This window comes from Rhodococcus sp. ACPA1 (assembly GCF_002300195.1).
GTDB classification, from domain to species: domain Bacteria; phylum Actinomycetota; class Actinomycetes; order Mycobacteriales; family Mycobacteriaceae; genus Rhodococcus_F; species Rhodococcus_F opacus.
The window spans coordinates 306393-327267 of the sequence record NZ_NSDX01000011.1 but is presented as its reverse complement, the minus strand read 5'-3'; the positions used below and the strand labels follow the sequence as shown (position 1 = coordinate 327267).

The 20875-nt window shown below is 68.6% G+C and carries 22 protein-coding genes; 14 read left to right on the top strand and 8 right to left on the bottom strand.

Annotated features, from left to right (window positions below):
- Positions 1-60: 60 nt before the first annotated feature.
- The 4 genes from CJ177_RS37940 to CJ177_RS37925 are packed head-to-tail and all read left to right on the top strand — an operon-like array spanning position 61 to position 4506.
- The gene (locus CJ177_RS37940; protein ID WP_095870178.1) at positions 61-1773 is read left to right on the top strand and encodes a thiamine pyrophosphate-binding protein; all 1713 of its coding nucleotides are present in this window, start codon (positions 61-63) and stop codon (positions 1771-1773) included.
- Positions 1770-2429 (top strand): SRPBCC family protein, encoded by a 660-nt coding sequence (locus tag CJ177_RS37935; RefSeq protein WP_095870177.1) that lies wholly within the window; start codon positions 1770-1772, stop codon positions 2427-2429. Before CJ177_RS37940 ends, CJ177_RS37935 begins: the two co-directional genes overlap by 4 nt.
- Positions 2430-2432: 3 nt before the next feature.
- Positions 2433-3455 carry a 3-oxoacyl-ACP synthase III family protein gene (locus tag CJ177_RS37930; protein WP_095870176.1) on the top strand — a complete coding sequence of 341 codons (1023 nt, stop codon included), beginning with the start codon at positions 2433-2435 and terminating at the stop codon, positions 3453-3455.
- Between the two features lies 1 nt (position 3456).
- Positions 3457-4506: an aminotransferase class I/II-fold pyridoxal phosphate-dependent enzyme gene (locus CJ177_RS37925; RefSeq protein WP_061697573.1), complete on the top strand. Its 1050-nt coding sequence runs from the start codon at positions 3457-3459 to the stop codon at positions 4504-4506.
- Here the strand turns inward: CJ177_RS37925 and CJ177_RS37920 are convergent.
- The 6 genes from CJ177_RS37920 to CJ177_RS49575 form a co-directional block, all read right to left on the bottom strand.
- Positions 4442-5197 (bottom strand): sirohydrochlorin chelatase, encoded by a 756-nt coding sequence (locus CJ177_RS37920; protein WP_061045289.1) that lies wholly within the window; start codon positions 5195-5197, stop codon positions 4442-4444. The genes CJ177_RS37925 and CJ177_RS37920 overlap by 65 nt on opposite strands.
- Positions 5198-5201: 4 nt before the next feature.
- Entirely contained in the window at positions 5202-6488 is a 1287-nt protein-coding gene (locus tag CJ177_RS37915) for a sulfate adenylyltransferase subunit 1 (protein WP_061045288.1), read from the bottom strand.
- A 2-nt stretch (positions 6489-6490) separates the two neighbouring features.
- Positions 6491-7444: a sulfate adenylyltransferase subunit CysD gene (gene cysD, locus CJ177_RS37910; RefSeq protein ID WP_005247951.1), complete on the bottom strand. Its 954-nt coding sequence runs from the start codon at positions 7442-7444 to the stop codon at positions 6491-6493.
- Positions 7441-8184 carry a phosphoadenylyl-sulfate reductase gene (locus tag CJ177_RS37905; protein ID WP_025432925.1) on the bottom strand — a complete coding sequence of 248 codons (744 nt, stop codon included), beginning with the start codon at positions 8182-8184 and terminating at the stop codon, positions 7441-7443. Before CJ177_RS37905 ends, cysD begins: the two co-directional genes overlap by 4 nt.
- Positions 8181-9902, bottom strand: a complete 1722-nt coding sequence (locus tag CJ177_RS37900) for a nitrite/sulfite reductase (RefSeq protein ID WP_005247948.1) — start codon at positions 9900-9902, stop codon at positions 8181-8183. Before CJ177_RS37900 ends, CJ177_RS37905 begins: the two co-directional genes overlap by 4 nt.
- Positions 9903-10022: 120 nt before the next feature.
- Positions 10023-10115, bottom strand: coding sequence for an Ms4527A family Cys-rich leader peptide (locus tag CJ177_RS49575; protein ID WP_368681498.1), 93 nt, complete (start codon positions 10113-10115; stop codon positions 10023-10025).
- A 138-nt stretch (positions 10116-10253) separates the two neighbouring features.
- Between CJ177_RS49575 and hemW the strand changes: the two genes are divergently transcribed.
- Positions 10254-11477 (top strand): radical SAM family heme chaperone HemW, encoded by a 1224-nt coding sequence (hemW, locus tag CJ177_RS37890; RefSeq protein WP_061045287.1) that lies wholly within the window; start codon positions 10254-10256, stop codon positions 11475-11477.
- A gap of 18 nt (positions 11478-11495) precedes the next feature.
- Here the strand turns inward: hemW and CJ177_RS37885 are convergent, their stop codons facing one another.
- Positions 11496-11813 carry a type II toxin-antitoxin system VapB family antitoxin gene (locus CJ177_RS37885; protein ID WP_005261240.1) on the bottom strand — a complete coding sequence of 106 codons (318 nt, stop codon included), beginning with the start codon at positions 11811-11813 and terminating at the stop codon, positions 11496-11498.
- 209 nt (positions 11814-12022) lie between these two features.
- On the opposite strand from CJ177_RS37885, the gene hrcA reads away from it, so the two are divergent.
- The 9 genes from hrcA (at position 12023) to era (ending at position 20256) form a co-directional block, all read left to right on the top strand.
- Positions 12023-13066, top strand: a complete 1044-nt coding sequence (gene hrcA / locus CJ177_RS37880) for a heat-inducible transcriptional repressor HrcA (protein WP_005247940.1) — start codon at positions 12023-12025, stop codon at positions 13064-13066.
- 87 nt (positions 13067-13153) lie between these two features.
- Positions 13154-14305, top strand: coding sequence for a molecular chaperone DnaJ (gene dnaJ / locus CJ177_RS37875; protein ID WP_005247937.1), 1152 nt, complete (start codon positions 13154-13156; stop codon positions 14303-14305).
- A gap of 2 nt (positions 14306-14307) precedes the next feature.
- On the top strand, positions 14308-15069 hold the full coding sequence (locus tag CJ177_RS37870; RefSeq protein ID WP_095870175.1) for a 16S rRNA (uracil(1498)-N(3))-methyltransferase: 762 nt from the start codon (positions 14308-14310) through the stop codon (positions 15067-15069).
- Positions 15070-15075: 6 nt separating this feature from the next.
- Positions 15076-15843, top strand: coding sequence for a S9 family peptidase (locus tag CJ177_RS37865; RefSeq protein WP_095870174.1), 768 nt, complete (start codon positions 15076-15078; stop codon positions 15841-15843).
- Positions 15844-16027: 184 nt separating this feature from the next.
- On the top strand, positions 16028-17101 hold the full coding sequence (locus CJ177_RS37860) for a PhoH family protein (protein WP_005247930.1): 1074 nt from the start codon (positions 16028-16030) through the stop codon (positions 17099-17101).
- 36 nt (positions 17102-17137) lie between these two features.
- A complete protein-coding gene (gene ybeY, locus CJ177_RS37855; protein WP_005247928.1) occupies positions 17138-17680 on the top strand; it encodes an rRNA maturation RNase YbeY in 543 nt (180 codons plus the stop codon).
- Between the two features lie 21 nt (positions 17681-17701).
- Entirely contained in the window at positions 17702-19021 is a 1320-nt protein-coding gene (locus CJ177_RS37850; protein ID WP_061045286.1) for a hemolysin family protein, read from the top strand.
- Positions 19014-19346 carry a hypothetical protein gene (locus CJ177_RS37845; protein WP_005247925.1) on the top strand — a complete coding sequence of 111 codons (333 nt, stop codon included), beginning with the start codon at positions 19014-19016 and terminating at the stop codon, positions 19344-19346. Before CJ177_RS37850 ends, CJ177_RS37845 begins: the two co-directional genes overlap by 8 nt.
- Positions 19339-20256 carry a GTPase Era gene (era, locus tag CJ177_RS37840; RefSeq protein ID WP_095870173.1) on the top strand — a complete coding sequence of 306 codons (918 nt, stop codon included), beginning with the start codon at positions 19339-19341 and terminating at the stop codon, positions 20254-20256. Before CJ177_RS37845 ends, era begins: the two co-directional genes overlap by 8 nt.
- Before the next feature lie 43 nt (positions 20257-20299).
- Here era and CJ177_RS37835 read toward each other — a convergent pair whose 3' ends face one another.
- A complete protein-coding gene (locus tag CJ177_RS37835) occupies positions 20300-20872 on the bottom strand; it encodes a TetR/AcrR family transcriptional regulator (protein WP_095870172.1) in 573 nt (190 codons plus the stop codon).
- Positions 20873-20875: the final 3 nt, after the last annotated feature.

Here is a 20875-nt window from a genome sequence, read left to right as displayed (position 1 = left end):
TGTATATCCAGTGGGTGACCGCAGGTCGCCCCGTCCGATCCACGACACGGGGGTCTGCCGATGAATCTCACGGATCACGAGCCACGGAAAACCGGTCGCACCATGCGCGTCGCCGACTACATCGTCTCGGCGCTGGCCGCGGAGGGGGTCGAGCACGTCTTCGGTGTGGGAGGCGCGAACATCGAGGACCTGTACGACGCGCTGCATCGCTCCCGCGACGTCGAGGGCGTCGTCGCCAAACACGAGTTCTCGGCGACGACGATGGCCGACGGGTATGCCCGGACCTCGAACCGGATCGGGGTGGTCGCGGCGACGTCGGGCGGGGGCGCGCTCAATGTGATCGCCGGGCTCGGTGAGGCATTCGCGTCCCGTGTGCCGCTTCTGGCGTTAATAGGGCAACCGCCGACGACGCTCGAAGGGATGGGCGCATTCCAGGACACGAGTGGACTGGCGGGGTCGATCGACGCGACCCGGTTGTTCGGCGAGGTGTCCGTGTACTGTGCGCGTGTCGAGTCGCCGCTCGACCTCGAACGCCAGCTCGCCGAGGCGCTGGCCGCCGCGCGTCGCGGTGGACCGGCGGTTCTCCTGCTGCCGAAGGACATTCAGCAGGAGGTCGGCGAGTTCCCGGAACCGGCTCGAGCGGTCTCGACGGTATCCCACACCACCACGACGGACGTCGTGCGGCTCGCCGAAGCCCTGCGCGACGACTACGGCCGGATCACCGTCATCGCCGGCGACGAGGTCGCGCGAGCCGGCGCGCGAACGGAACTCGCGGAACTCGTGCGCGTGCTCGGTGCCCGGGTCGCCGTCACGCCCGACGCGAGGGACGTGCTCGATCCCGGTGCGCCCGGGCGGCTCGGGGTCACCGGCGCGATGGGGAATCCGGATGTGGTCGACGCACTGCAGGATTCCGATGTCTGCCTGCTCGTCGGCACACGACTGCCGGTGATGGCACGGGGAGGTCTGGATGCCGTGCTCGAGAAGACGCTGGTGTACAGCGTCGGCTCGGCGAAGCCGTATCTGCAGGCCCGTCACGTGCCGACGCGGGATCTGCGGGCGACGCTGCGTGGGCTCGTCACCGAAATCGGACCGGCGGCCTCGCGTGCGCCCGTCGCCCAGTGCGATCCGACCCCGATCGACGTGCCGTCGTCCGGCACGTCGGGCCTGCGCTACACGGACGCGGTGAAGGCGCTCTCCGCGGTGATGCCTGCGGGTGCCGACGTGTTCGCGGACGCCGGAAACACGGGTGCCGCTGTGGTGCATCGCCTTCCGGTTACTGCCGGAGGTCGGTTCGTGGTGGCACTGGGAATGGGCGGGATGGGCTACACGTTCGGCGCCGCGATCGGTTCCGCGTTCTCGCGCGGCCGCCGCACGTTCGTGATCGCCGGCGACGGTGCGTTCTACGCGCACGGGCTCGAGATCCACACGGCGGTCGAGTACGACGTGCCGGTGACGTTCGTCGTGTTCAACAACAACGCCCACGCGATGTGCCTGACCCGCGAGCAGGTGTACTTCGAGGGCGCTTACACCTACAGCCGGTTTCGTCCCGCCCACATCGCGGCGGGAGTCGGCGCACTGTTCCCCGGCTTGCCGTCCCACACGGTCGACACGCCCGCCGGCCTGGCCGACTCTCTCCGCGCCACGGCCGACTCGGCGGGGCCCGCTGTCATCGAAGTCGCCTGCGACGCCGACGAGTTGCCGCCGTTCCTGCCGTTCCTGCCCGCCCGACAGCCGACCGAGAGATCCGAATCCCGAGAAGGAGCCCGCCGATGACCGCTCGAGAGATCACCCCGCTGCCCGACCTTCCCGCCGACCTGCCCGGCCTCGTCCGCATCGAGACCTCCGACCGTCAGGCGACGACACCGATCATCATGGACATGCTGCGGTCGGTGTATCCGCACGACCAGGTGTTCGGAAAGTACTGCACTGTCAACGAATACATCAACTGCCCGCCGGACGAGGTGTTCCGCTACCTCTCCCACACCCGCAGCCTCGAGGAATGGACGTACAGCCTCCGGGGATTCACCCCGGCCGGAGAACCCGGGCTGTGGCTCGCGTACGACCGACTGGGTGACACCACCGAGATCTACACGCGCACCGTGGCACACCCGGCCGCGATGACCGTCGACTATCACTGCGCCTGGGACCAGGGCAAACACCTGTGGATGGTGTATCTGATGCGGGTGGTGGACGCGCGCACGGTCCTGGACGTCGACGGATCCGTCGTGTTGTGGACCAACTGCCACCATCCGTTCTACGACGACAATCCCTCCCCCGAGACCGCCCCCGCGGACCGGGTTCCGTGGGTGGGCGACTTCTGGGACATGTTCGCCGCCGGACACCAACTGGAGATGAGCAATCTCAAGGCGATCTGCGAATACCGGTGGGCGAACGACCTGCCCGTGACCCCGACCTGGATGAGTGAGTGAGACATGGACACCGTCAGCCTGATCGACATTGCCGGCTACCTACCCGAGAACCGGGTGGGAGCGGACTATTTCGCCCAGTTCGCCGCCACCGACCGGCTCGCCGAGAACATCATGTTCCGGGCGCCGAAATTCCGCCACCACATCGCGAGCGACGAGAACGCCGTCGACATGGCGGAACGTGCGATCGCCCCGCTGGTCGAGCGGAACGGTTCCGAACTCGTCGCCAACGTGGACATTCTCATCACCCACACCCAGCTGCCCGACGTCCCGATCCTGGGCACCGGCGGAGAACTCGCGCGCCGGATGGGAATCACCCCGGACTGGGTGGTGGACCTGCACAACGGCGGCTGCGCGTCGTTCGTGTACATGATCAAACTGGCACGTCAGATCATGCAGACCGGCGACGCGTCGACCGCCCTGATCGTGTCGGTGCAGAACAGCGCCGGCCAGATCTTCACGCAATCGGACGTGCGCGCGCTGGCACAGTCGGCGGTGCCCGGTGACGGCGCGGGCGCATGCCTGCTGGTGAAGTCGGAGGCCGCGCCGGTGCTCGGGCTCGAGTGCCGGACCTACCCCGAGTTCGCCGGGGACATGACGGCCGCCGTCGATCCGCCCCGCAAGTACTGGGAGGCGGGCACCGGCCAACTGCACATCGGGTTCACCGAATCGAAGATCGCGAAGGTCTTCGCCCGTGGGAACCGGCTCGTCCCCGAGGTGGCGCTCGCGGTGTGCAAGCAGATCGGCATCACCCCGGACGCGATCGACACCCTGGTCACCAACCAGCCCAACCGGCTGTTCCTCCGCAACTGGCGGGACGCACTCGAGCTACCGGCGGAACGACACCCCGACACGTTCGACGAATGCGGGAACCTGTTCGGCGCCGCGATCCCCGTCACCCTCGACATCGAGAACCGGGCAGGCCGCATCCCCAACGGTTCGCTGGTGATGATGTCCGCGTTCGCGCACGCGGGCGACTTCGCCGGGGCCGGGGCGATTCGATGGGGCGCCGCCCCGGCGGGGGTGTGAGATGACGACGCCGACCATCGCGGGACCCGGTGTGAGATTCGATCTCGCGCTGAGCGAGAACCCGTTCGCCCCGTTGCCCTCCGTGCTCGACGCGCTCGACGGTGTGATGCGCCGGGCGCATCGGTATCCGGAGTTCCTGCCCGAACGGCTGATCGAGGTCATCGCGGATCACGAAGGGCTCGACGCCGATCAGGTGGTCGTGGGCGCCGGTGCCACCGGCGTCGCACTGCAGATCATGCGCTCGGTCGCCGGGCCGGGGGAGCGGATCGTGTTCACCGCCCCGACGTTCGACGGGTACCCGATCATGGCGCGCATCGCGGCACTCGACGCGGTGCCGGTACCGATTCTCCCGGACGGCGGGCAGGATCTGGCCGCGATGGCGGCCGCGATCGACGACCGCACCCGGCTCGTCGTCGTCTGCCGCCCGCACAACCCCACCGGGACGCTCGTCGACACCGCCGAGCTGGCGGAATTCCTCCGTCGTGTGCCGGACCGGGTGATAGTCGTCCTCGACGAGGCCTACGTGGAGTTCGTCGACCGCCGACTGGTCCTGGACGTGCATCGCATCATCGCCGAACATCAGAACGTCGTGTTCCTGCGAACGTTCTCCAAGGCGTACGGTCTGGCCGGGTTGCGTATCGGTTTCGGCTTCGCGAATGCGGCTCTGGCGCGGACGATTCGAACGCTGCAATTGCCGTTCGGGATGGGCAGCGCCGCCGTTCCCGCGGTCACGGCGTCGTACGCCGCCGAGCACGAGCTCCGTACCCGGGTGGCTGCCATCGTCGCCGAACGGGAGGAACTGTGGCGCACGGTGCGGGCGATGGGAATTCCGGTCCCGCGCAGTCAGGCTAACTTCCTGTACATCCCCGGAGAGGAAGTCGGTGACGCTCTCGCCCGTGCCGGCATCCACGCGCGCACCTACCCCAATGGCGACGCGCGGATAGCGGTCGGGAGCCGGGACGCCGGGCGTGCGGTGATCGACGCGCTCAGGCCGACAGTGCCCGGTACCGCTGCAGCTCCGTGTGTGTCTGTGAGTACCGGTCGAGCATGACGTCGAGCAGCCGGGGGTGCGGTCCGATGGTGGCCGCGTAGGTGATGCCCGGTCCGCAGGATTCCGCCGCACGGCTCAACCGGTCCGTGAGCAGTCCCGGAGCCAGGAACCACGGTGCGATCACGATGCGCGCGGCACCGGCCTGCCGCAGCGTCGAGATCGCCTGCTGCACCGTCGGTTCCGCCGAGGTCGCGAAGCACGTCACCGCTCCCGACCATCGGGTGCCCGCGGCGACCGATTCGGCCAGCTCACGGGTTCGGTCGTTCGCGGCCGGGTCGGACGAGCCGACCGCGGCGAGGACGATACCGAGACCGGACTCGCCGACGGAACCGCCGGCCTCGCCGATGCGGTCACGGACCGCCTCGACCAGCCGCGCATCGTGCCCGAGAACGTCCGCCTGCCGGACGTGCAGGTGGGGGTGACGGAGACGGGCGGCGTCCAGGAGAGCCGGAAGATCGACGCGGGCGTGGAACGCGCTGCCCAGCAGCATCGGCACGACCACGGCGGTGGAATGCCCCTCGGCGGCGACCGCGTCGAGCACCTGGTCCACGGACGGCGCGTTGAGGTCGAGGAAGCACAGCCGGACGTCGAGGTCCGGTCGCTGCGCCCGGAGCGCCGACACGGCAGCCGCCACCACCCGCGCACTGCGGGGCTCGCGACTGCCGTGGGCGACAGCGATCAGCGGGGTCATCGCACTAGACGCGCTCGCCGAGCTCCACCGCTGCGATGGCATCTCCGACGAGGCCGGCCGCGAGCGTGTTGCCGCCGGCCGGGTCGATCAGCAGGAAGCTGCCGGTGTGGCGGTTCACGGTGTAGTCGTCCGCCACGATCGGCTCGGCGACGCGCACCGAGATTCTGCCGATCTCGTTGAGTTCCAACGACTCCGGGCTGGGCTCCGAGGTGAGTTCCTGCTCGTTGAAACGTTCGACGAGCGTGCCGACGATGGCTTGCGTGGTGCGGGTGCCGTGCTTGAGCAGCAGGCGCGCGCCGGGACGCAGCGGCTTCTCGGCCAGCCAGCAGACCGTCGCGTCGAACTCGCCGAGCGGCTCCGGGGCGTCGGCGGGGGAGGCGATGACGTCGCCGCGGGAGACGTCGACGTCGTCGGCCAGCACGAGAGTGACGCTGCGGCCGGCGTGGGCGCTGTCGAGTTCGCCGTCCGCGGTGTCGATGCGGGTGACCGTGGTGCGGACACCGGACGGCAGGATCACGACCTCGTCGCCCGGGGTCACCTCGCCGGCGGCGACCTGTCCCGCGTACCCGCGGTAGTCCGGGAACTCCGCCGTCCGGGGACGGATCACGTACTGCACGGGGAAACGGAGGCCGACGCGGTGCGGTTCGGCGTCCACCGGGATCGACTCGAGGTGCTCGATCAGGGTGGGGCCGTTGTAGTACGGGGTGTTCTCGGAGCGGACGGCCACGTTGTCGCCGTGCAGCGCGGAGACGGGGATCTCCACGACGTCCTCGGACGCCCACCCCAGCGAGGTGGTCAGCGCGTTGAACTCCTCGGAGATGTCCGCGAACACCTGGGCGGGGTTCTCGACCAGGTCGATCTTGTTGACCGCGAGCACCAGCTTCGGCACGCCGAGCAGCGCGAGCACGGCGGCGTGCTTGCGGGTCTGCGAGATGACGCCCTTACGCGCGTCGACCAGCAGGATCACCAACTGCGCGGTGGAGGCGCCGGAGACGGTGTTGCGGGTGTACTGCACGTGGCCGGGGGTGTCCGCGAGCACGAAGGTGCGGTTGGGTGTCGCGAAGTAGCGGTACGCCACGTCGATCGTGATGCCCTGTTCACGCTCCGCGCGCAGGCCGTCGACCAGCAGGGACAGGTCGGGGGTGGACAGCCCCTTGTCGACCGACGCCCGGGTGACGGCGTCGATCTGGTCTGCGAGAACCGATTTCGTGTCGTACAGCAGACGGCCGACGAGGGTCGACTTGCCGTCGTCCACACTGCCGGCGGTGGCAAGCCTCAGAAGGTCGCTCATGATCAGAAATAGCCCTCTCGCTTGCGGTCTTCCATAGCCGCTTCGGAAACTCGGTCGTCGCCACGGGTTGCGCCGCGCTCGGTCAGCCGGGACGCTGCGACCTCGGCGAGGATCGCCTCGTTGTCGCCGGCCTCGGAAAGAACTGCGCCCGTGGTGGACCCGTCGCCGACGGTGCGGTACCGCACCGACAGAGTCTGCAGGTCCTCACCCTCGGACGGTCCGCCCCACACACCGGGCGTCATCCACATGCCGTCGCGCTGGTACACCTCGCGCTGGTGCGCGTAGTAGATGCTGGCCAGTTCGACGTTGTCACGGGCGATGTACCGCCAGATGTCGAGTTCGGTGAAGTTGCTGAGCGGGAAGACGCGGACCTGCTCACCGGGGGAGTGCTTGCCGTTGTACAGGTTCCACAGTTCGGGGCGCTGCTTCTTCGGGTCCCACTGGCCGAAACTGTTGCGCAGCGAGAAGATGCGCTCCTTTGCCCGGGCGCGCTCCTCGTCGCGTCGAGCACCACCGAAGACCGCGTCGAAACGGTTCTCGGCGATGGCGTCGAGCAGGGGAACGGTCTGGAGCGGGTTGCGGATCCCGTCGGGGCGCTCGGTGAGCCGGCCGTCGGCCAGGTAGTCCTCGACCTTCGCCACGTGCAGGCGCAGGTTGTACTTGGACACGACGTGATCGCGGAAGTCGAGGACCTCCTGCAGGTTGTGTCCGGTGTCGACGTGCAGCAGCGCGAACGGCAGCGGTGCAGGCCAGAACGCCTTGATCGCCAGGTGCAGCAGCACCGTGGAGTCCTTGCCGCCGGAGAACAGGATCACCGGGCGTTCGAACTCGCCCGCGACCTCACGGAAGATGTGGATGGCTTCCGACTCGAGCGCGTCGAGCGTGTCGAACTGCGACCCGTCCAACTGCGGCCGGACGTCGGATTCGGCGAGGGAAGTGGAGATGTCGATGGTCATGAGGCGTGCAACCCGCATTCTGTCTTGGCCTGACCGGCCCAGCGTCCGCTGCGCGGATCGCTGCCGGGGGCTGGCTTGCTGGTGCACGGAGCGCACCCGATGGACGGATAGCCCTCGTCGACGAGCGGATTCACCAGAATCGAGTGCTCGTCGATGTAGGCCTGCATGTCTTCGTCGGACCACGCCGCGATCGGATTGATCTTCACCAGACCGAACGCGTCGTCGAACGAGATCAGTGGGGCGTTGGCGCGCGTGGGGGCCTCGACCCGCCGGATACCGGTGACCCAGGCCTTGTAGCCGGAGAGGGTCTTCTTCAGCGGGGCGACCTTCCGGAGCGCGCAGCACCGGTTGGGTTCGCGGGCGAACAGGTCCTTGCCCTCCGCCGCGTCCTGTTCTGCGACGCTCGCCTCGGCGCGCGCGTTGATGACGTTGACGCCGTACACCTGCTCGACGGCGTCACGGGTGCCGATAGTCTCCGCGAAGTGGTAGCCGGTGTCGAGGAACAGCACGTCCACGCCGGGATGAACCTGGGCGGCGAGGTGGACCAGAACGCCGTCCTGCATATTCGAGGCGACGATGTAGCTGTTCCGATACCCCGTCGCTTCGCTCGCCCCGGCCCCGAACGTGTCTTCCGTCCACTGCAGCAATTCCCGCGCGGACGCACCCTCGAGACTCGACGCCCCCTTCACGGCGAGTTCCCTCAGGTCGTCCTCGGTGACGCTGGAAAGGTCGACGCTCATCGCAGGTCCTCCTCTTCTGCTCGGACTGTCCACTCGGCGAATCGCTCGCCCTCGTTGCGGTGCTTGACGAACTGGCGCACCACGCGCTCGATGTAGTCGCCCAGCTCCCCGCTGGTCACCTTGTGCTGGCGCAGCTTGCGGCCGAAACCGGCGTCGAGGCCGAGGCTGCCGCCCAGGTGCACCTGGAAGCCCTCGATCTGGTTGCCCGCACCGTCGTCGACGAGCATGCCCTTGAACCCGATGTCGGCGATCTGGGACCGGCCGCAGGAGTTGGGGCAGCCGTTGATGTTGACCGTGATCGGCACGTCCAGGTTGGCGTTGATGTCCGCCAGGCGCTCCTCGAGTTCCGGCGCGAGCACCTGCGAACGCTTGCGGGTCTCGGTGAACGACAGCTTGCAGAACTCGATGCCGCTGCATGCCAGCAGGTTTCGACGCCAGTGCGACGGACGCCCGTGCAGCCCAAGGGGCTCGAGCTCGTCGATCAGCCATTCGACCTTGTCGTCCGGCACGTCGAGCACGATCAACTTCTGGTACGGGGTGAAGCGGACGCGGTCGGAACCGACGGCGGCCACCGCCTCGGCAACCTTCGTCAGGATGGTGCCTGACACCCGGCCCGCGATCGGGGAGAAGCCGATCGCGTTGAGCCCGTTACGCAGCTTCTGCACACCGATGTGGTCGATCGGGCGCTCCGGCTTGGCCGGTGCCGGGCCGTCGATCAGCTTCCGCTTCAGGTACTCGGTCTCGAGCACCTCGCGGAACTTCTCGATGCCCCAGTCCTTGATCAGGAACTTCAGCCGCGCCTTGGACCGCAGCCGGCGGTAGCCGTAGTCGCGGAAGATCGAGACCACGGCCTCCCACACGTCCGGCACCTCGTCGAGCGGCACCCAGGCGCCGACCCGCTGCGCGAGCATCGGGTTGGTGGACAAGCCGCCGCCGACCCACAGGTCCAGGCCGGGGCCGTGCTCGGGGTGGTTGACGCCGACGAACGCGACGTCGTTGATCTCGTGCACCACGTCCTGCTGGCCGGAGATGGCGGTCTTGAACTTGCGCGGCAGGTTGGAGTACTCGGGCTTGCCGATGTAGCGGCGCACGATCTCGTCGATCGCGGGCGTGGGGTCGAGGACCTCGTCGAGGGACTCGCCGGCCAGCGGGGAGCCGAGCACCACGCGCGGGCAGTCGCCGCAGGCCTCGGTGGTCTGCAGGCCGACGGACTCGAGGCGCTTCCAGATCTCCGGGACGTTCTCGATCTCGATCCAGTGGTACTGGACGTTCTCGCGGTCCGAGAGGTCGGCGGTGTCGCGACCGAACTCGGTGGAGATGCCGCCGAGGGTGCGCAGCTGCTCGACGTTCAGGGCGCCGGCGTCGCAGCGGACCCGCATCATGAAGTACTTGGCCTCGAGCAGATCGATGTTCTCGTCACCGGTGAAGGTGCCGTCGTAACCCTGCTCGCGCTGGGTGTAGAGACCCCACCAGCGCATGCGGCCACGCAGGTCACCCTTGTCGATGCTGTCGAAGCCCTGCTTCGAGTAGATGTTCTCGATGCGGGCCCGGACGTTGAGCGGGTTGTCGTCCTTCTTGGCCTGCTCGTTGGCGTTGAGGGGCTCGCGGTAGCCGAGGGCCCACTGGCCTTCGGCGCGTCGCCGGGCCGGCTTCGCCGTGCGCGTACGCGCGGGGGCTGCGTCGACGGCAGCGGGGGAGGCGTCGGTGGTCGACGTCATGGAGCACTCCTGAATCTCAAGATGCACCGGCTGAGGCCGAGGAGGAGGGCTGGTCCTCGCTCGGGGCATTCGAATCCGGCCGGAAGTCGAGAAGAATGATGAACGGGCTGACAGGCTGAATTACTGCGCGATACAGGGCAGACAACAACAGCTGCAGACACGCTTGAGATCGACGTGACGACGCGCCACAAGTCGCACTCCGGGTCCGGTCATGTCGACCATTGTGCCACGTCAGATCGCTCACGCAGAGCCGGGCACCGATTTCCACCATTTTTGCGGGAAATATCACGAGGCGGGGCCCGCGACAGTCGGGTGGACACCGGAGGTGAGCCGACCATGGAGACTGTAAGGGTGAACGGAACGAGCACTACCACGGTCGGTCGCGACGAGGCGGCGGCATTCGCGCTGCCCGGGAGTGCCCTGAAAGGTGTGGGGAGCCGCCCGTTCGGGATCTACGTCCACGTGCCTTTCTGCGCCACACGCTGCGGATACTGCGATTTCAACACATACACGGCAGGCGAGCTGGGGACGTCGGCGTCGCCGCAGTCGTGGATGGAGGGGTTGCGCCGCGAACTCGACCTCGCCGCGCAGATGACGGGCGCCCCGGCCGTCGACACGGTGTTCGTCGGCGGTGGCACACCGTCACTCCTCGGCGGCGACGGACTGGCGGACGTTCTCGGTGCGGTCCGCTCGAGCTTCGGCCTCGCGAAGGGCGCCGAAGTGACCACCGAGTCGAACCCGGAGTCCACGTCGCCGGAGTTCTTCGAGCGGTTGCTCGCCGGCGGATTCACGCGGATCTCACTGGGCATGCAGTCGGCGGCGCAACACGTCCTGAAGGTGCTCGACCGCACCCACACACCGGGACGTGCGGTGGCGGCGGCGCAGGAGGCGCGGGCCGCCGGATTCGAGCACGTCAATCTCGACCTCATCTACGGAACTCCGGGGGAGCGCGACGAGGACCTCGACCTCTCGCTGGACGCCGTGCTGTCCGCCGGGGTGGACCACGTATCCGCCTACGCCCTGATCGTCGAGGACGGCACCGCGCTGGCGAGGAAGGTGCGCCGCGGCGAACTGCCCGCGCCCGACGACGACGTCCTGGCGTCGCGGTACGAGCGCATCGACGCTCGGCTCGCCGACGCGGGCCTGACCTGGTACGAGGTGTCGAACTGGGCATCGGCTGACGCCGCGACGGGGGAATCACGCTGCCGGCACAACCTGGGGTACTGGGACGGCGGGGACTGGTGGGGCGCCGGGCCGGGCGCGCACAGCCACGTCGGCGGTGTGCGCTGGTGGAACGTCAAGCACCCGGCGCGCTACGCGGACCAGCTGGCTGCGGGAAGTCTGCCCGTCGGTGGGAGCGAACAGCTGACCACGGAGGACGTCCACGTCGAGCGGGTAATGCTCACCGCGCGGCTGCGGACGGGACTACCGGTGGCGGAGCTGGATGCCGCGGAGCGGCGCGCCGCCGAGACCGTGGTGGCCGACGGACTGCTGGTGCGCGAGGGCGAGCACCTGGTGCTGACCGACCGCGGGCGGCTCCTCGCCGACGCCGTGGTCCGGACGGTGCTGCGCTGACGCTCAGCCCTCGACCGCTCAGGCGGTGACGATGCCGGGCATCTCGTCGTAGTCGAAGACGCGGGCGTGGAGCACGACGCGGTTTCGCAGTGCCGAGCGCACGGCCCGGTGCAGCCCGTCCTCGAGGTAGAGCACCCCGTGCCACTGGACCGCGTGCGGGAACAGGTCGCCGTAGAACGTCGAGTCCTCGGACAGCAGCCGGTCGAGCTCGAGAACCTTCGTCGTGGTGACGATCTCGTCCAGCCGCACCTGCCGGGGTGGGATCTTGGACCAGTCGCGCAGCGACAACCCGTGGTCCGGGTACGGCTTGCCGTCCATGACACCTTTGAAAATCATCGCCTCGTCATCCGCCCGTGGTCGTTGCCTCTGCTCGTCTCCGGTCACCACAGTAAGGCCTGAACCGGTATCGGCGGCGCGGCGATTAGACTGGACCGAGCCGAGATGCACGTGCATCTGCACGTAGCTCAGGGGATGTGGCGGCCGATCCGAACGAAGGTTCGGTGACGCCGCTGCTCGTGATGATCGAGAACTGGAGGTGGACGGCGATGTCGAGTACGGACGACAGACGGTTCGAGGTTCTCCGCGCCATCGTCGCCGACTACGTCTCGACCCAGGAGCCGGTGGGATCGAAGGCGCTGGTCGAGCGGCACAACCTGGGTGTATCCAGTGCGACGGTCCGCAACGACATGGCGTTCCTCGAGAGCGAGGGCTACATCGCCCAGCCGCACACGAGTTCCGGCCGTGTTCCCACGGACAAGGGCTACCGGCAGTTCGTCGACCGCATCGCCGACGTGAAGCCGTTGTCGACGGCGGAGCGGCGCGCGATCCTCGATTTCCTCGAGTCCGGGGTCGACCTGGACGACGTTCTCCGGCGCGGTGTGCGCCTCCTCGCGCAACTCACACGCCAGGTCGCGGTTGTGCAATATCCCACACTCTCGGCGTCGTCGGTCCGGCACCTCGAGGTGGTCGCGCTGACGCCTGCCCGCCTGCTGCTCGTGCTCATCACCGATTCGGGTCGAGTGGATCAGCGCATCGTCGAACTCGGCGACGTGCTCGACGACCAGGACCTGGCGCGGCTGCGCGGACTGCTCGGGGGCGCCCTCGACGGGAAACGGCTGGCGGCGGCGTCCATCGCCGTCTCGGAACTCGCCGACGAGGCCCCGGAGGATCTGCGCGACGCCGTGATCCGTTCGGCCACCGTGCTGGTGGAAACGCTCGTCGAGCATCCCGAGGAGCGGTTGGTCCTCGGCGGTACCGCGAACCTGACCCGCAACGCCGCCGACTTCTCGGGAATCAGCGGGTTCCCCGGTTCGCTGCGCGCGGTCCTCGAGGCGCTGGAGGAGCAGGTGGTGGTGCTCAAACTGCTGGCCGCCACGCAGGACGCGGGCACCGTGACGGTGCGGATCGGTGAGGAAACCCAGGTGGAGCAGATGCGCGGCACCTCCGTCATCTCGACCGGCTACGGTGCGGCAGGCACCGTGCTCGGCGGAATGGGCGTGCTCGGACCCACCCGAATGGACTATCCGGGAACAATCGCGTCGGTGGCAGCCGTTGCGAGATACATCGGCCAGGTGCTCGCCGAGCGGTGACGGCCGGCCCCGGCGACAGCGCCGCCGTGGGGCGAGCACAGGTACCGGTAGCGAGATAACGAAGTAGAGAAGGACGAGAGACTCAACGTGGCACGGGATTACTACGCAACGCTCGGCGTCGATCAGAAGGCGACCGATCAGGAGCTCAAGCGCGCGTACCGCAAGCTTGCGAGGGAACTGCATCCCGACGTGAACCCCGACGAGGCGGCGCAGGCCCGGTTCCGGGACATCTCGACGGCCTACGAGGTGCTGTCCGATCCGGAGAAGCGTCGCATCGTCGACCTCGGCGGCGACCCCCTCTCCTCGGGTGGCGGCGGAGGCGGTGCCGGCTTCGGCGGCGGTTTCGGTGGCGGCCTCGGCGACGTGTTCGAAGCGTTCTTCGGCGGCGGAGGCGGTGCAGGCCGCGGGCCGCGCGGCCGCGTCCAGCCGGGCGCCGATTCACTCCTGCGCACCAGGCTGACGTTGGCGGAATGCGCGACCGGCGTGAGCAAGCAGGTCACCGTCGAGACGGCGATCCTGTGCGACAGCTGCACCGGTGCGGGCACCAACGGCGATTCCAAGCCGGTGCGCTGTGAGACCTGTGGCGGCGCGGGCGAGGTCCAGTCGGTGCAGCGTTCGTTCCTCGGCCAGGTCATGACGTCGCGGCCGTGTCCCACCTGCCGCGGCGCCGGCGAGACGATCCCCGACCCCTGCCACAAGTGTGGCGGCGACGGCCGGGTGCGCGCCCGCCGCGACATCACGGTGAAGGTGCCCGCAGGCGTGGCAGGCGGAATGCGGATCCGGCTCGCCGCGCAGGGCGAGGTCGGCCCCGGTGGCGGACCCGCAGGCGACCTGTACGTCGAGGTGGTCGAGCAGGCGCACGAGGTGTTCGTGCGCGACGGCGAAGACCTGCACTGCACGATCCGGGTTCCGATGATCGACGCCGCCCTCGGCACGACCGTGACGATCGACACGATCATCGACGGACCCAAGGAGATCACCATCGAGCCGGGAACCCAGCCGGGATCGGTGACGGTCCTGCGCGGGCACGGCATGCCGAAGCTGCGTTCCGGCATCCGCGGCGACGTGCACGCCCACCTCGAGGTCGTGGTTCCGTCGCGCCTCGACCACAAGGAGACGAAGCTTCTCCGCGAACTCAAGGACCTGCGCGACCGCGACGTCGCCGAGGTCGTCTCCACCCAGTCGCAGCACAGCGGCGGATTGTTCTCACGCCTGCGTGAAGCGTTCAGCGGTCGCTGACCGTGGCGGCGACGGTCTTCTTCCTCGACCCGCTGCCCGAGGTGGGGGGCACCGCGGTCCTGGACGGCCCGGAGGGCAGGCATGCCGCGACGGTGCGCCGGATCGGTGTCGGGGAGCGGATCGTGCTGGCCGACGGCCGGGGTGGTCTCGCCGACACCGAGGTGACGGGGGCCGGTAAGGACCGGCTCGAACTCACCGTTCACGAGCGTCGTCAGGTGTCGGCGCCGTCGCCGAGTGTGACTGTGGTGCAAGCGCTTCCGAAGGCGGAGCGGTCCGAGCTGGCGGTCGAGCTGGCCACCGAGGCCGGGGTCGACGCGATCGTGCCGTGGCAGTCGTCGCGCTGCGTGGCGCGGTGGGAGGGCCCCAAGGTCGCGAAGGGTATCGCTCGCTGGCGTGGCGCGGCTCTCGCCGCCGCCAAGCAGTCCCGGCGGGCGATCGTCCCCGAGGTGTCGGAACTGCACCGCACCGCCGGGATGCTCGCCGTCGTCCGTGAGGTGGTCGGCCGCGGCGGCGTCGTCGCCGTGCTGCACGAGGCGGCCACCCAGGGCCTCGCCGAGCTTCCGCTGCGCTCGGCGGCCGAGATCGTGCTCGTCGTCGGCCCGGAGGGCGGTATCTCCGACGAGGAGATCGCCGCGCTGACGGACGCCGGCGCCGTCCCGGTGCTGCTCGGTCCGCACGTTCTGCGGACCTCGACCGCCGCGGCTGTCGCGCTGGGCGCCATCGGTGTCCTCACGGACCGCTGGGGCGCGGCCCCGCTAGCCTGACTGTCCGTGGACCGCATTCGCATCGCCTACGGAACCGAACCGCAGCAGTTCGGGCACTTCTACCCGCCCGAGGATCCCGTGGCCGCCGCGGTCCCGGTGGTGATGGTCGTCCACGGCGGTTTCTGGAGCGGGAAGTACCACCTGAACCTGGGCACGAGCTTCGCGGTCGACCTCGCCCGCCACGGCGTCGCCGTCTGGAACATCGAATACCGCAGGCTCGGTGCGGGCGGCCGGTGGGACGAGATGTCCGCCGACGTTCTCGCCGCCCTCGACGCGATCGTCGGTCCGGTCGCCGAGCAGTCGCCCGTCCCGTTCGACCTGTCGAAGGTCCGGGTCGTCGGCCACTCGGCCGGTGGACAGCTCGCCGTGTGGCTCGCCGGGGAGAGGCAGACGACGGTCCGGCCGGAGCGGGTCGTGTCCCAGGCGGGCGCCCTCGACCTCGCGTCCCCGGGGGAGCGGGGCCGGCGGATCGGCTACCTCGAGGATCTCCTCGGCGTCCCCTTCGACGAAGACCCCGATCGGTACCGCGCCGCGTCCCCACGGCACCGCATCCCCACCGGGGTGCCGGTGGTGTGCGTGCACGGCACGGAGGACGCGCAGGTTCCGGCGAAGGTGAGTGTGCGGTACAGCGAGGTCGCGCGGGCGGCCGGGGATCCGGTCGCGCTGCATGTCGTCGAGGGCGAAGACCACTACGCGTTCCTGAATCCCGAGACCGACTGCTGGAAGATCTCGCGGGACGCCCTACTGTCCGACGCCGGCGAGTTCTCCGGCTGACGCCGGCCGACAGGCACGCGTCGTGGACGAGGCGCGGCACTGGTTGCGCGAGCATCCGGAGGTCCCGAAGTCGTGACGGCGTCGCGTAATCGGGTGGGCGCTGTGACCTGCGAGCGATAGACTTCCCTCATCACGACGACCGTCGTGACCGACCAGGAACCGGGAAGAAGGCCATATTCCTCACGTGAGCGAACAAGACCAGAACGGCGAGACGTTCGGCGCCACGCGTCCGGCGGAACGCACCGTGCGTTCGAGTATCGATCTCCCACCCGAAACGGTCCCGCCTCTCCTCGGTTCTTCCGACGAGAATCTGCGCGCTCTCGAACGGGTCCTGGACGCAGACATCCATGTACGCGGCAACGCCGTCACGCTGACGGGACGGCCCGGCGACGTCGCGCTCGCGGAACGGGTCATCGCGGAACTGGGCTCCATCGTCGGTCGCGGGCAACCGCTGACCCCCGACGCGGTGCGTCGCACGGTCGGCATGCTCACGCAGGGGCTGAGCGAATCACCCGCCGAGGTCCTGACCCTCGACATCCTGTCGCGACGCGGCAAGACGATCCGGCCGAAGACGCTGAACCAGAAGCGTTACGTCGACGCGATCGACGCCAACACCATCGTGTTCGGCATCGGGCCCGCCGGTACCGGCAAGACCTACCTCGCCATGGCGAAGGCGGTGCAGGCCCTGCAGACCAAGCAGGTGTCGCGGATCATCCTCACCCGCCCCGCGGTCGAGGCGGGCGAGCGGCTCGGGTTCCTGCCCGGCACGCTGCACGAGAAGATCGATCCGTACCTGCGCCCGCTGCACGACGCACTCCACGACATGATGGACCCCGAAGCCATCCCGAAGCTGATGCAGTCGGGTGTCATCGAGGTGGCGCCGCTGGCGTACATGCGTGGCCGCACGCTCAACGACGCGTTCATCATCCTCGACGAGGCGCAGAACACCACCGCCGAGCAGATGAAGATGTTCCTCACCCGTCTGGGCTTCGGCTCCAAGGTCGTGGTCACCGGCGACGTCACGCAGGTGGACCTGCCGGGCGGTGCCCGGTCCGGGCTCCGCGCGGCCACCGAGATCCTCGGTGACATCGACGACATCTACTTCGCCGAACTCAACAGCAGCGACGTGGTCCGGCACCGGCTGGTGTCCGACATCGTCGACGCGTACGAGCGTTTCGAGGCGGACCGGGACGGCAAGGTCGAGCTCGGGAACCGCGCACAGCGTAGAGCGGCGCACTCGCGTTCTCCGCGACGGTAGGGTGAGTGTCGCCGGAACCAGGAGGAAGCGACACACATGAGCATCGAAGTCTCGAACGAATCGGGCATGGACGTCTCCGAAGAGGAGCTGATCAGCGTTGCCCGCTTCGTGATCGCGAGGATGGACGTGCACCCCGCGGCCGAGTTGTCGATGGTCCTCGTGGACTCGGCCACCATGGCCGACCTCCACATGCGGTGGATGGACCTGCCCGGTCCCACCGACGTGATGTCGTTCCCGATGGACGAGCTCGAGCCCGGCGGTCGCCCGGACTCGCCCGAGCCCGGACCGTCGATGCTCGGTGACATCGTGCTGTGCCCGTCCTTCGCCGCGGACCAGGCCGAGAAGGCCGATCACCCGCTCGCACACGAACTCGCTCTGCTCACCGTGCACGGTGTGCTCCACCTCCTCGGCTACGACCACGCCGAACCGGAGGAGGAGAAGGAGATGTTCGGCCTGCAGAACCAGTTGCTCGAGGACTGGTACGAGGATCTGCGCAGGGCCGAACGCGACGCCGCACTCGCTGCCCGGGATCAGAAGCTGCTCGGCAAGGCCGGCTTCTTCGACTCACCGGACCAGTAACCGCCACGTGAAGGGTCTTCTGTGAGTAGCGCCATCGCGCTGATCGTCCTCGCGATCGTCCTCGTCCCGCTCGGTGGTGTCTTCGCCGCCGTCGATTCCGCACTCAACACGATCTCGTCCGCGCGCATCGAGGAGATGGCGAAGGAGGATCGCCCCGGCGCCACCCGCGTGCTCCGCATCCTGTCGGATCGCCCCCGCTACGTGAATCTCATGGTGCTGCTGCGCATCCTGTGCGAGATCACGGCGACGGTGGTGCTCGTCGGTGGCCTGTCCGATCTCCTCGAGCCCGTGTGGGCGCTCACGTTCACCGCGATCATCATGGTGCTCGTCGACTACGTGGTGATCGGGGTCGGCCCCCGGACGCTCGGTCGTCAGCACGCCTACTCGATCGCGTTGATCACGTCGTTTCCCCTGCAGGTCATCGGAACCCTGCTCGGCCCGATCAGTCGCCTCCTGATCCTGATCGGTAACGCGATCACCCCGGGTAAGGGGTTTCGCAACGGGCCCTTCGCCTCCGAGATCGAACTGCGCGAACTCGTCGACATGGCGCAGGAACGCGGCGTGGTGGCCGACGAGGAACGCCGGATGATCCAGTCGGTGTTCGAACTCGGCGACACGTCCGCCCGCGAGGTGATGGTGCCGCGCACCGAGATGGTGTGGATCGAGAACGACAAGAGCGCCGGACAGGCGACGTCGCTGGCCGTCCGCAGCGGACATTCGCGGATCCCCGTGATCGGGGAGAACGTCGACGACGTGCTCGGGGTGGTGTACCTCAAGGATCTGGTGCAGGAGACGTACCACTCGCGCGACGGCGGACGCAGCGTCCGCGTCGGCGACGTGATGCGGCCCGCCGTGTTCGTGCCCGATTCCAAGCCCCTCGACAGCCTGCTCGCCGAGATGCAGCGCGACCGCAACCATATGGCCGTTCTGGTGGACGAATACGGCGGAATCGCCGGGCTCGTCACCATCGAGGACGTCATCGAGGAGATCGTCGGTGAGATCGCCGACGAATACGACCAGGACGAGACGCCGCCCGTCGAGGATCTCGGCGACGGCATGTACCGGGTCTCCGCGCGTCTGCCGATCGAGGATCTCGGGGAACTGTTCGGCATCGAGGTGGAGAACGACGAGGTCGAAACAGTCGGTGGGCTCATCGGTTACGAACTCGGCAGGGTGCCGCTCCCGGGATCGGAGGTCGTGTCGCACGGTCTCGTCCTGCGCGGCGAGGGCTCACCCGACGTGCGCGGACGGGTGCGCATCAGCACGGTCTTCGTGCAACGCGCCCCCATCGACGAGGACGACGACAGTGGCGACGGCGACCGGGAGGGCGACGATGACTGAACTGGGCGACGAAGACGCCAAACTGGTCGTGCTCGCGCGAGGAGCGTTCGGCCGCACCGGAAGTGGTCAGGGTGCCGCGGTCCGCGATCTCGACGGCCGCACCTACTCGGCGGGCGCGGTCGCGCTGACGGCGCTGCCGCTGACCGCGCTGCAGGCGGCCGTCGCGGCGGCGGTGTCGAGTGGCGCCGAGGGTTTCGAGGCCGCAGTCGTGATCGGCGGCAGCCCGGAAGACCCGGGCATCGCCGCCCTACACGAAGTCAGTGCGCAGGCGGCCGTCGTCTTCGCGCGAACCGATGGATCCGTGATCGAGGAGCAACATGAGTAAAACCGAATTCCGTTCCGGATTCGTCTGTTTCGTCGGACGGCCCAACACGGGCAAGTCCACGCTGACCAACGCGCTGGTAGGCAGCAAGATCGCGATCACGTCGTCGCGTCCGCAGACCACCCGCCACACCATCCGCGGCATCGTGCACCGCGACCACGCGCAGCTGATCCTCGTCGACACCCCGGGTCTGCACCGCCCCCGGACGCTCCTCGGCCAGCGCCTCAACGACCTCGTGCGCGACACCTACTCCGAGGTCGACGTGATCTGCCTGTGCATCCCGGCGGACGAGAAGATCGGCCCCGGCGACCGGTGGATCGTGCAGCAGGTCCGTCAGATCGCGCCGAAGACCACGCTCGTCGGCATCGTCACGAAGATCGACAAGGTCAGCAAGGACATGGTCGGGCAGCAGTTGCTGGCCGTGTCCAAGCTCCTCGGTCCCGAGACGGATGTCGTGCCCGTGTCCGCCGCCTCCGGTGAGCAGGTGGAGGTGCTGGTCGACGTCCTCGCGTCGAAGATGGAGGAGGGCCCGGCGTTCTACCCGGACGGCGAGCTCACCGACGAACCCGAAGAGACGCTGATGGCGGAACTCATCCGCGAGGCCGCGCTCGAGGGGCTCGGCGACGAACTGCCGCACTCCCTGGCCGTGGTCATCGAGGAGATCATCCCCCGCGAGGAACGCACCGAGAAGCAGGGCGAACTGCTCGACGTCCACGCCCTGCTCTACGTCGAACGCCCGTCCCAGAAGGGCATCGTGATCGGCAAGGGCGGCGCCCGCCTCCGCGAGGTGGGGACCAAGGCGCGGCTGCAGATCGAGAAGCTCCTCGGCACCAAGATCTTCCTCGAACTGCACGTCAAGGTGGCCAAGGACTGGCAGCGCGACCCGAAACAGCTGGGCCGCCTGGGGTTCTAGGCGGCTGCGCCGCCCGTGCGCGGTTGACGAGCCCTGAGACTCGTCAACCACTCACGGGGCCGGCGGCCCTCAGAAGGAGGAGTACCGACGTCGCGAAGTCCTGATCGCCGTTGCTTCCGGTCGCGAGTCTCCTGAGCTGCAGGCCGGCGATGGTGGCGACGATGGTCGGGGCGACGGACGCGGCGTCCGGGACGCCGAGGGCGGTGAGGATCGTCACCGTCAAATCGTCGTACGCGGCGAAACATTCGGCGGCGGCCTGACGCAGCTCGTGGTCGCGTCCCGCCTGGATGTACAGCTCGAACGGGGCGATCCGCTCGGCGGAGAACGCCAGATCCTTCGCGACCTTCCCGGTGAGTGCCGCGGCGTCCTCGAGACTCAGCCCCTTGTCCCGGTATCCCTCCGCCAGCTCCGACAGCCGCTGCGTCTCCTCCGTCACGAACCCGGACAACGCGGCGCGCAACAGGTCCGTCTGCGTGGGGAAGTGGTACGTGATGGAGCCGAGCGACACGCCGGCCTGCGCGGCGATCCGTCGATTGGTCACGCCGGGAATGCCTTCCGTGCCGACGATGTGCAGCGCCGCCGCGAGGATGCGGTCACGAACGTCCGTCGAAGCCATCGG

Bases quoted from the DNA above. Each gene is read 5' to 3' on its own strand.
- CJ177_RS37940 (WP_095870178.1), top strand. From the start codon at position 61: ATGAATCTCACGGATCACGAGCCACGGAAAACCGGTCGCACCATGCGC.
- CJ177_RS37935 (WP_095870177.1), top strand. From the start codon at position 1,770: ATGACCGCTCGAGAGATCACCCCGCTGCCCGACCTTCCCGCCGACCTG.
- CJ177_RS37930 (WP_095870176.1), top strand. From the start codon at position 2,433: ATGGACACCGTCAGCCTGATCGACATTGCCGGCTACCTACCCGAGAAC.
- CJ177_RS37925 (WP_061697573.1), top strand. From the start codon at position 3,457: ATGACGACGCCGACCATCGCGGGACCCGGTGTGAGATTCGATCTCGCG.
- CJ177_RS37920 (WP_061045289.1), bottom strand. From the start codon at position 5,197: ATGACCCCGCTGATCGCTGTCGCCCACGGCAGTCGCGAGCCCCGCAGT.
- CJ177_RS37915 (WP_061045288.1), bottom strand. From the start codon at position 6,488: ATGAGCGACCTTCTGAGGCTTGCCACCGCCGGCAGTGTGGACGACGGC.
- cysD (WP_005247951.1), bottom strand. From the start codon at position 7,444: ATGACCATCGACATCTCCACTTCCCTCGCCGAATCCGACGTCCGGCCG.
- CJ177_RS37905 (WP_025432925.1), bottom strand. From the start codon at position 8,184: ATGAGCGTCGACCTTTCCAGCGTCACCGAGGACGACCTGAGGGAACTC.
- CJ177_RS37900 (WP_005247948.1), bottom strand. From the start codon at position 9,902: ATGACGTCGACCACCGACGCCTCCCCCGCTGCCGTCGACGCAGCCCCC.
- CJ177_RS49575 (WP_368681498.1), bottom strand. From the start codon at position 10,115: ATGACCGGACCCGGAGTGCGACTTGTGGCGCGTCGTCACGTCGATCTC.
- CJ177_RS37885 (WP_005261240.1), bottom strand. From the start codon at position 11,813: ATGATTTTCAAAGGTGTCATGGACGGCAAGCCGTACCCGGACCACGGG.
- hrcA (WP_005247940.1), top strand. From the start codon at position 12,023: ATGTCGAGTACGGACGACAGACGGTTCGAGGTTCTCCGCGCCATCGTC.
- ybeY (WP_005247928.1), top strand. From the start codon at position 17,138: ATGAGCATCGAAGTCTCGAACGAATCGGGCATGGACGTCTCCGAAGAG.
- CJ177_RS37845 (WP_005247925.1), top strand. From the start codon at position 19,014: ATGACTGAACTGGGCGACGAAGACGCCAAACTGGTCGTGCTCGCGCGA.
- era (WP_095870173.1), top strand. From the start codon at position 19,339: ATGAGTAAAACCGAATTCCGTTCCGGATTCGTCTGTTTCGTCGGACGG.
- CJ177_RS37835 (WP_095870172.1), bottom strand. From the start codon at position 20,872: ATGGCTTCGACGGACGTTCGTGACCGCATCCTCGCGGCGGCGCTGCAC.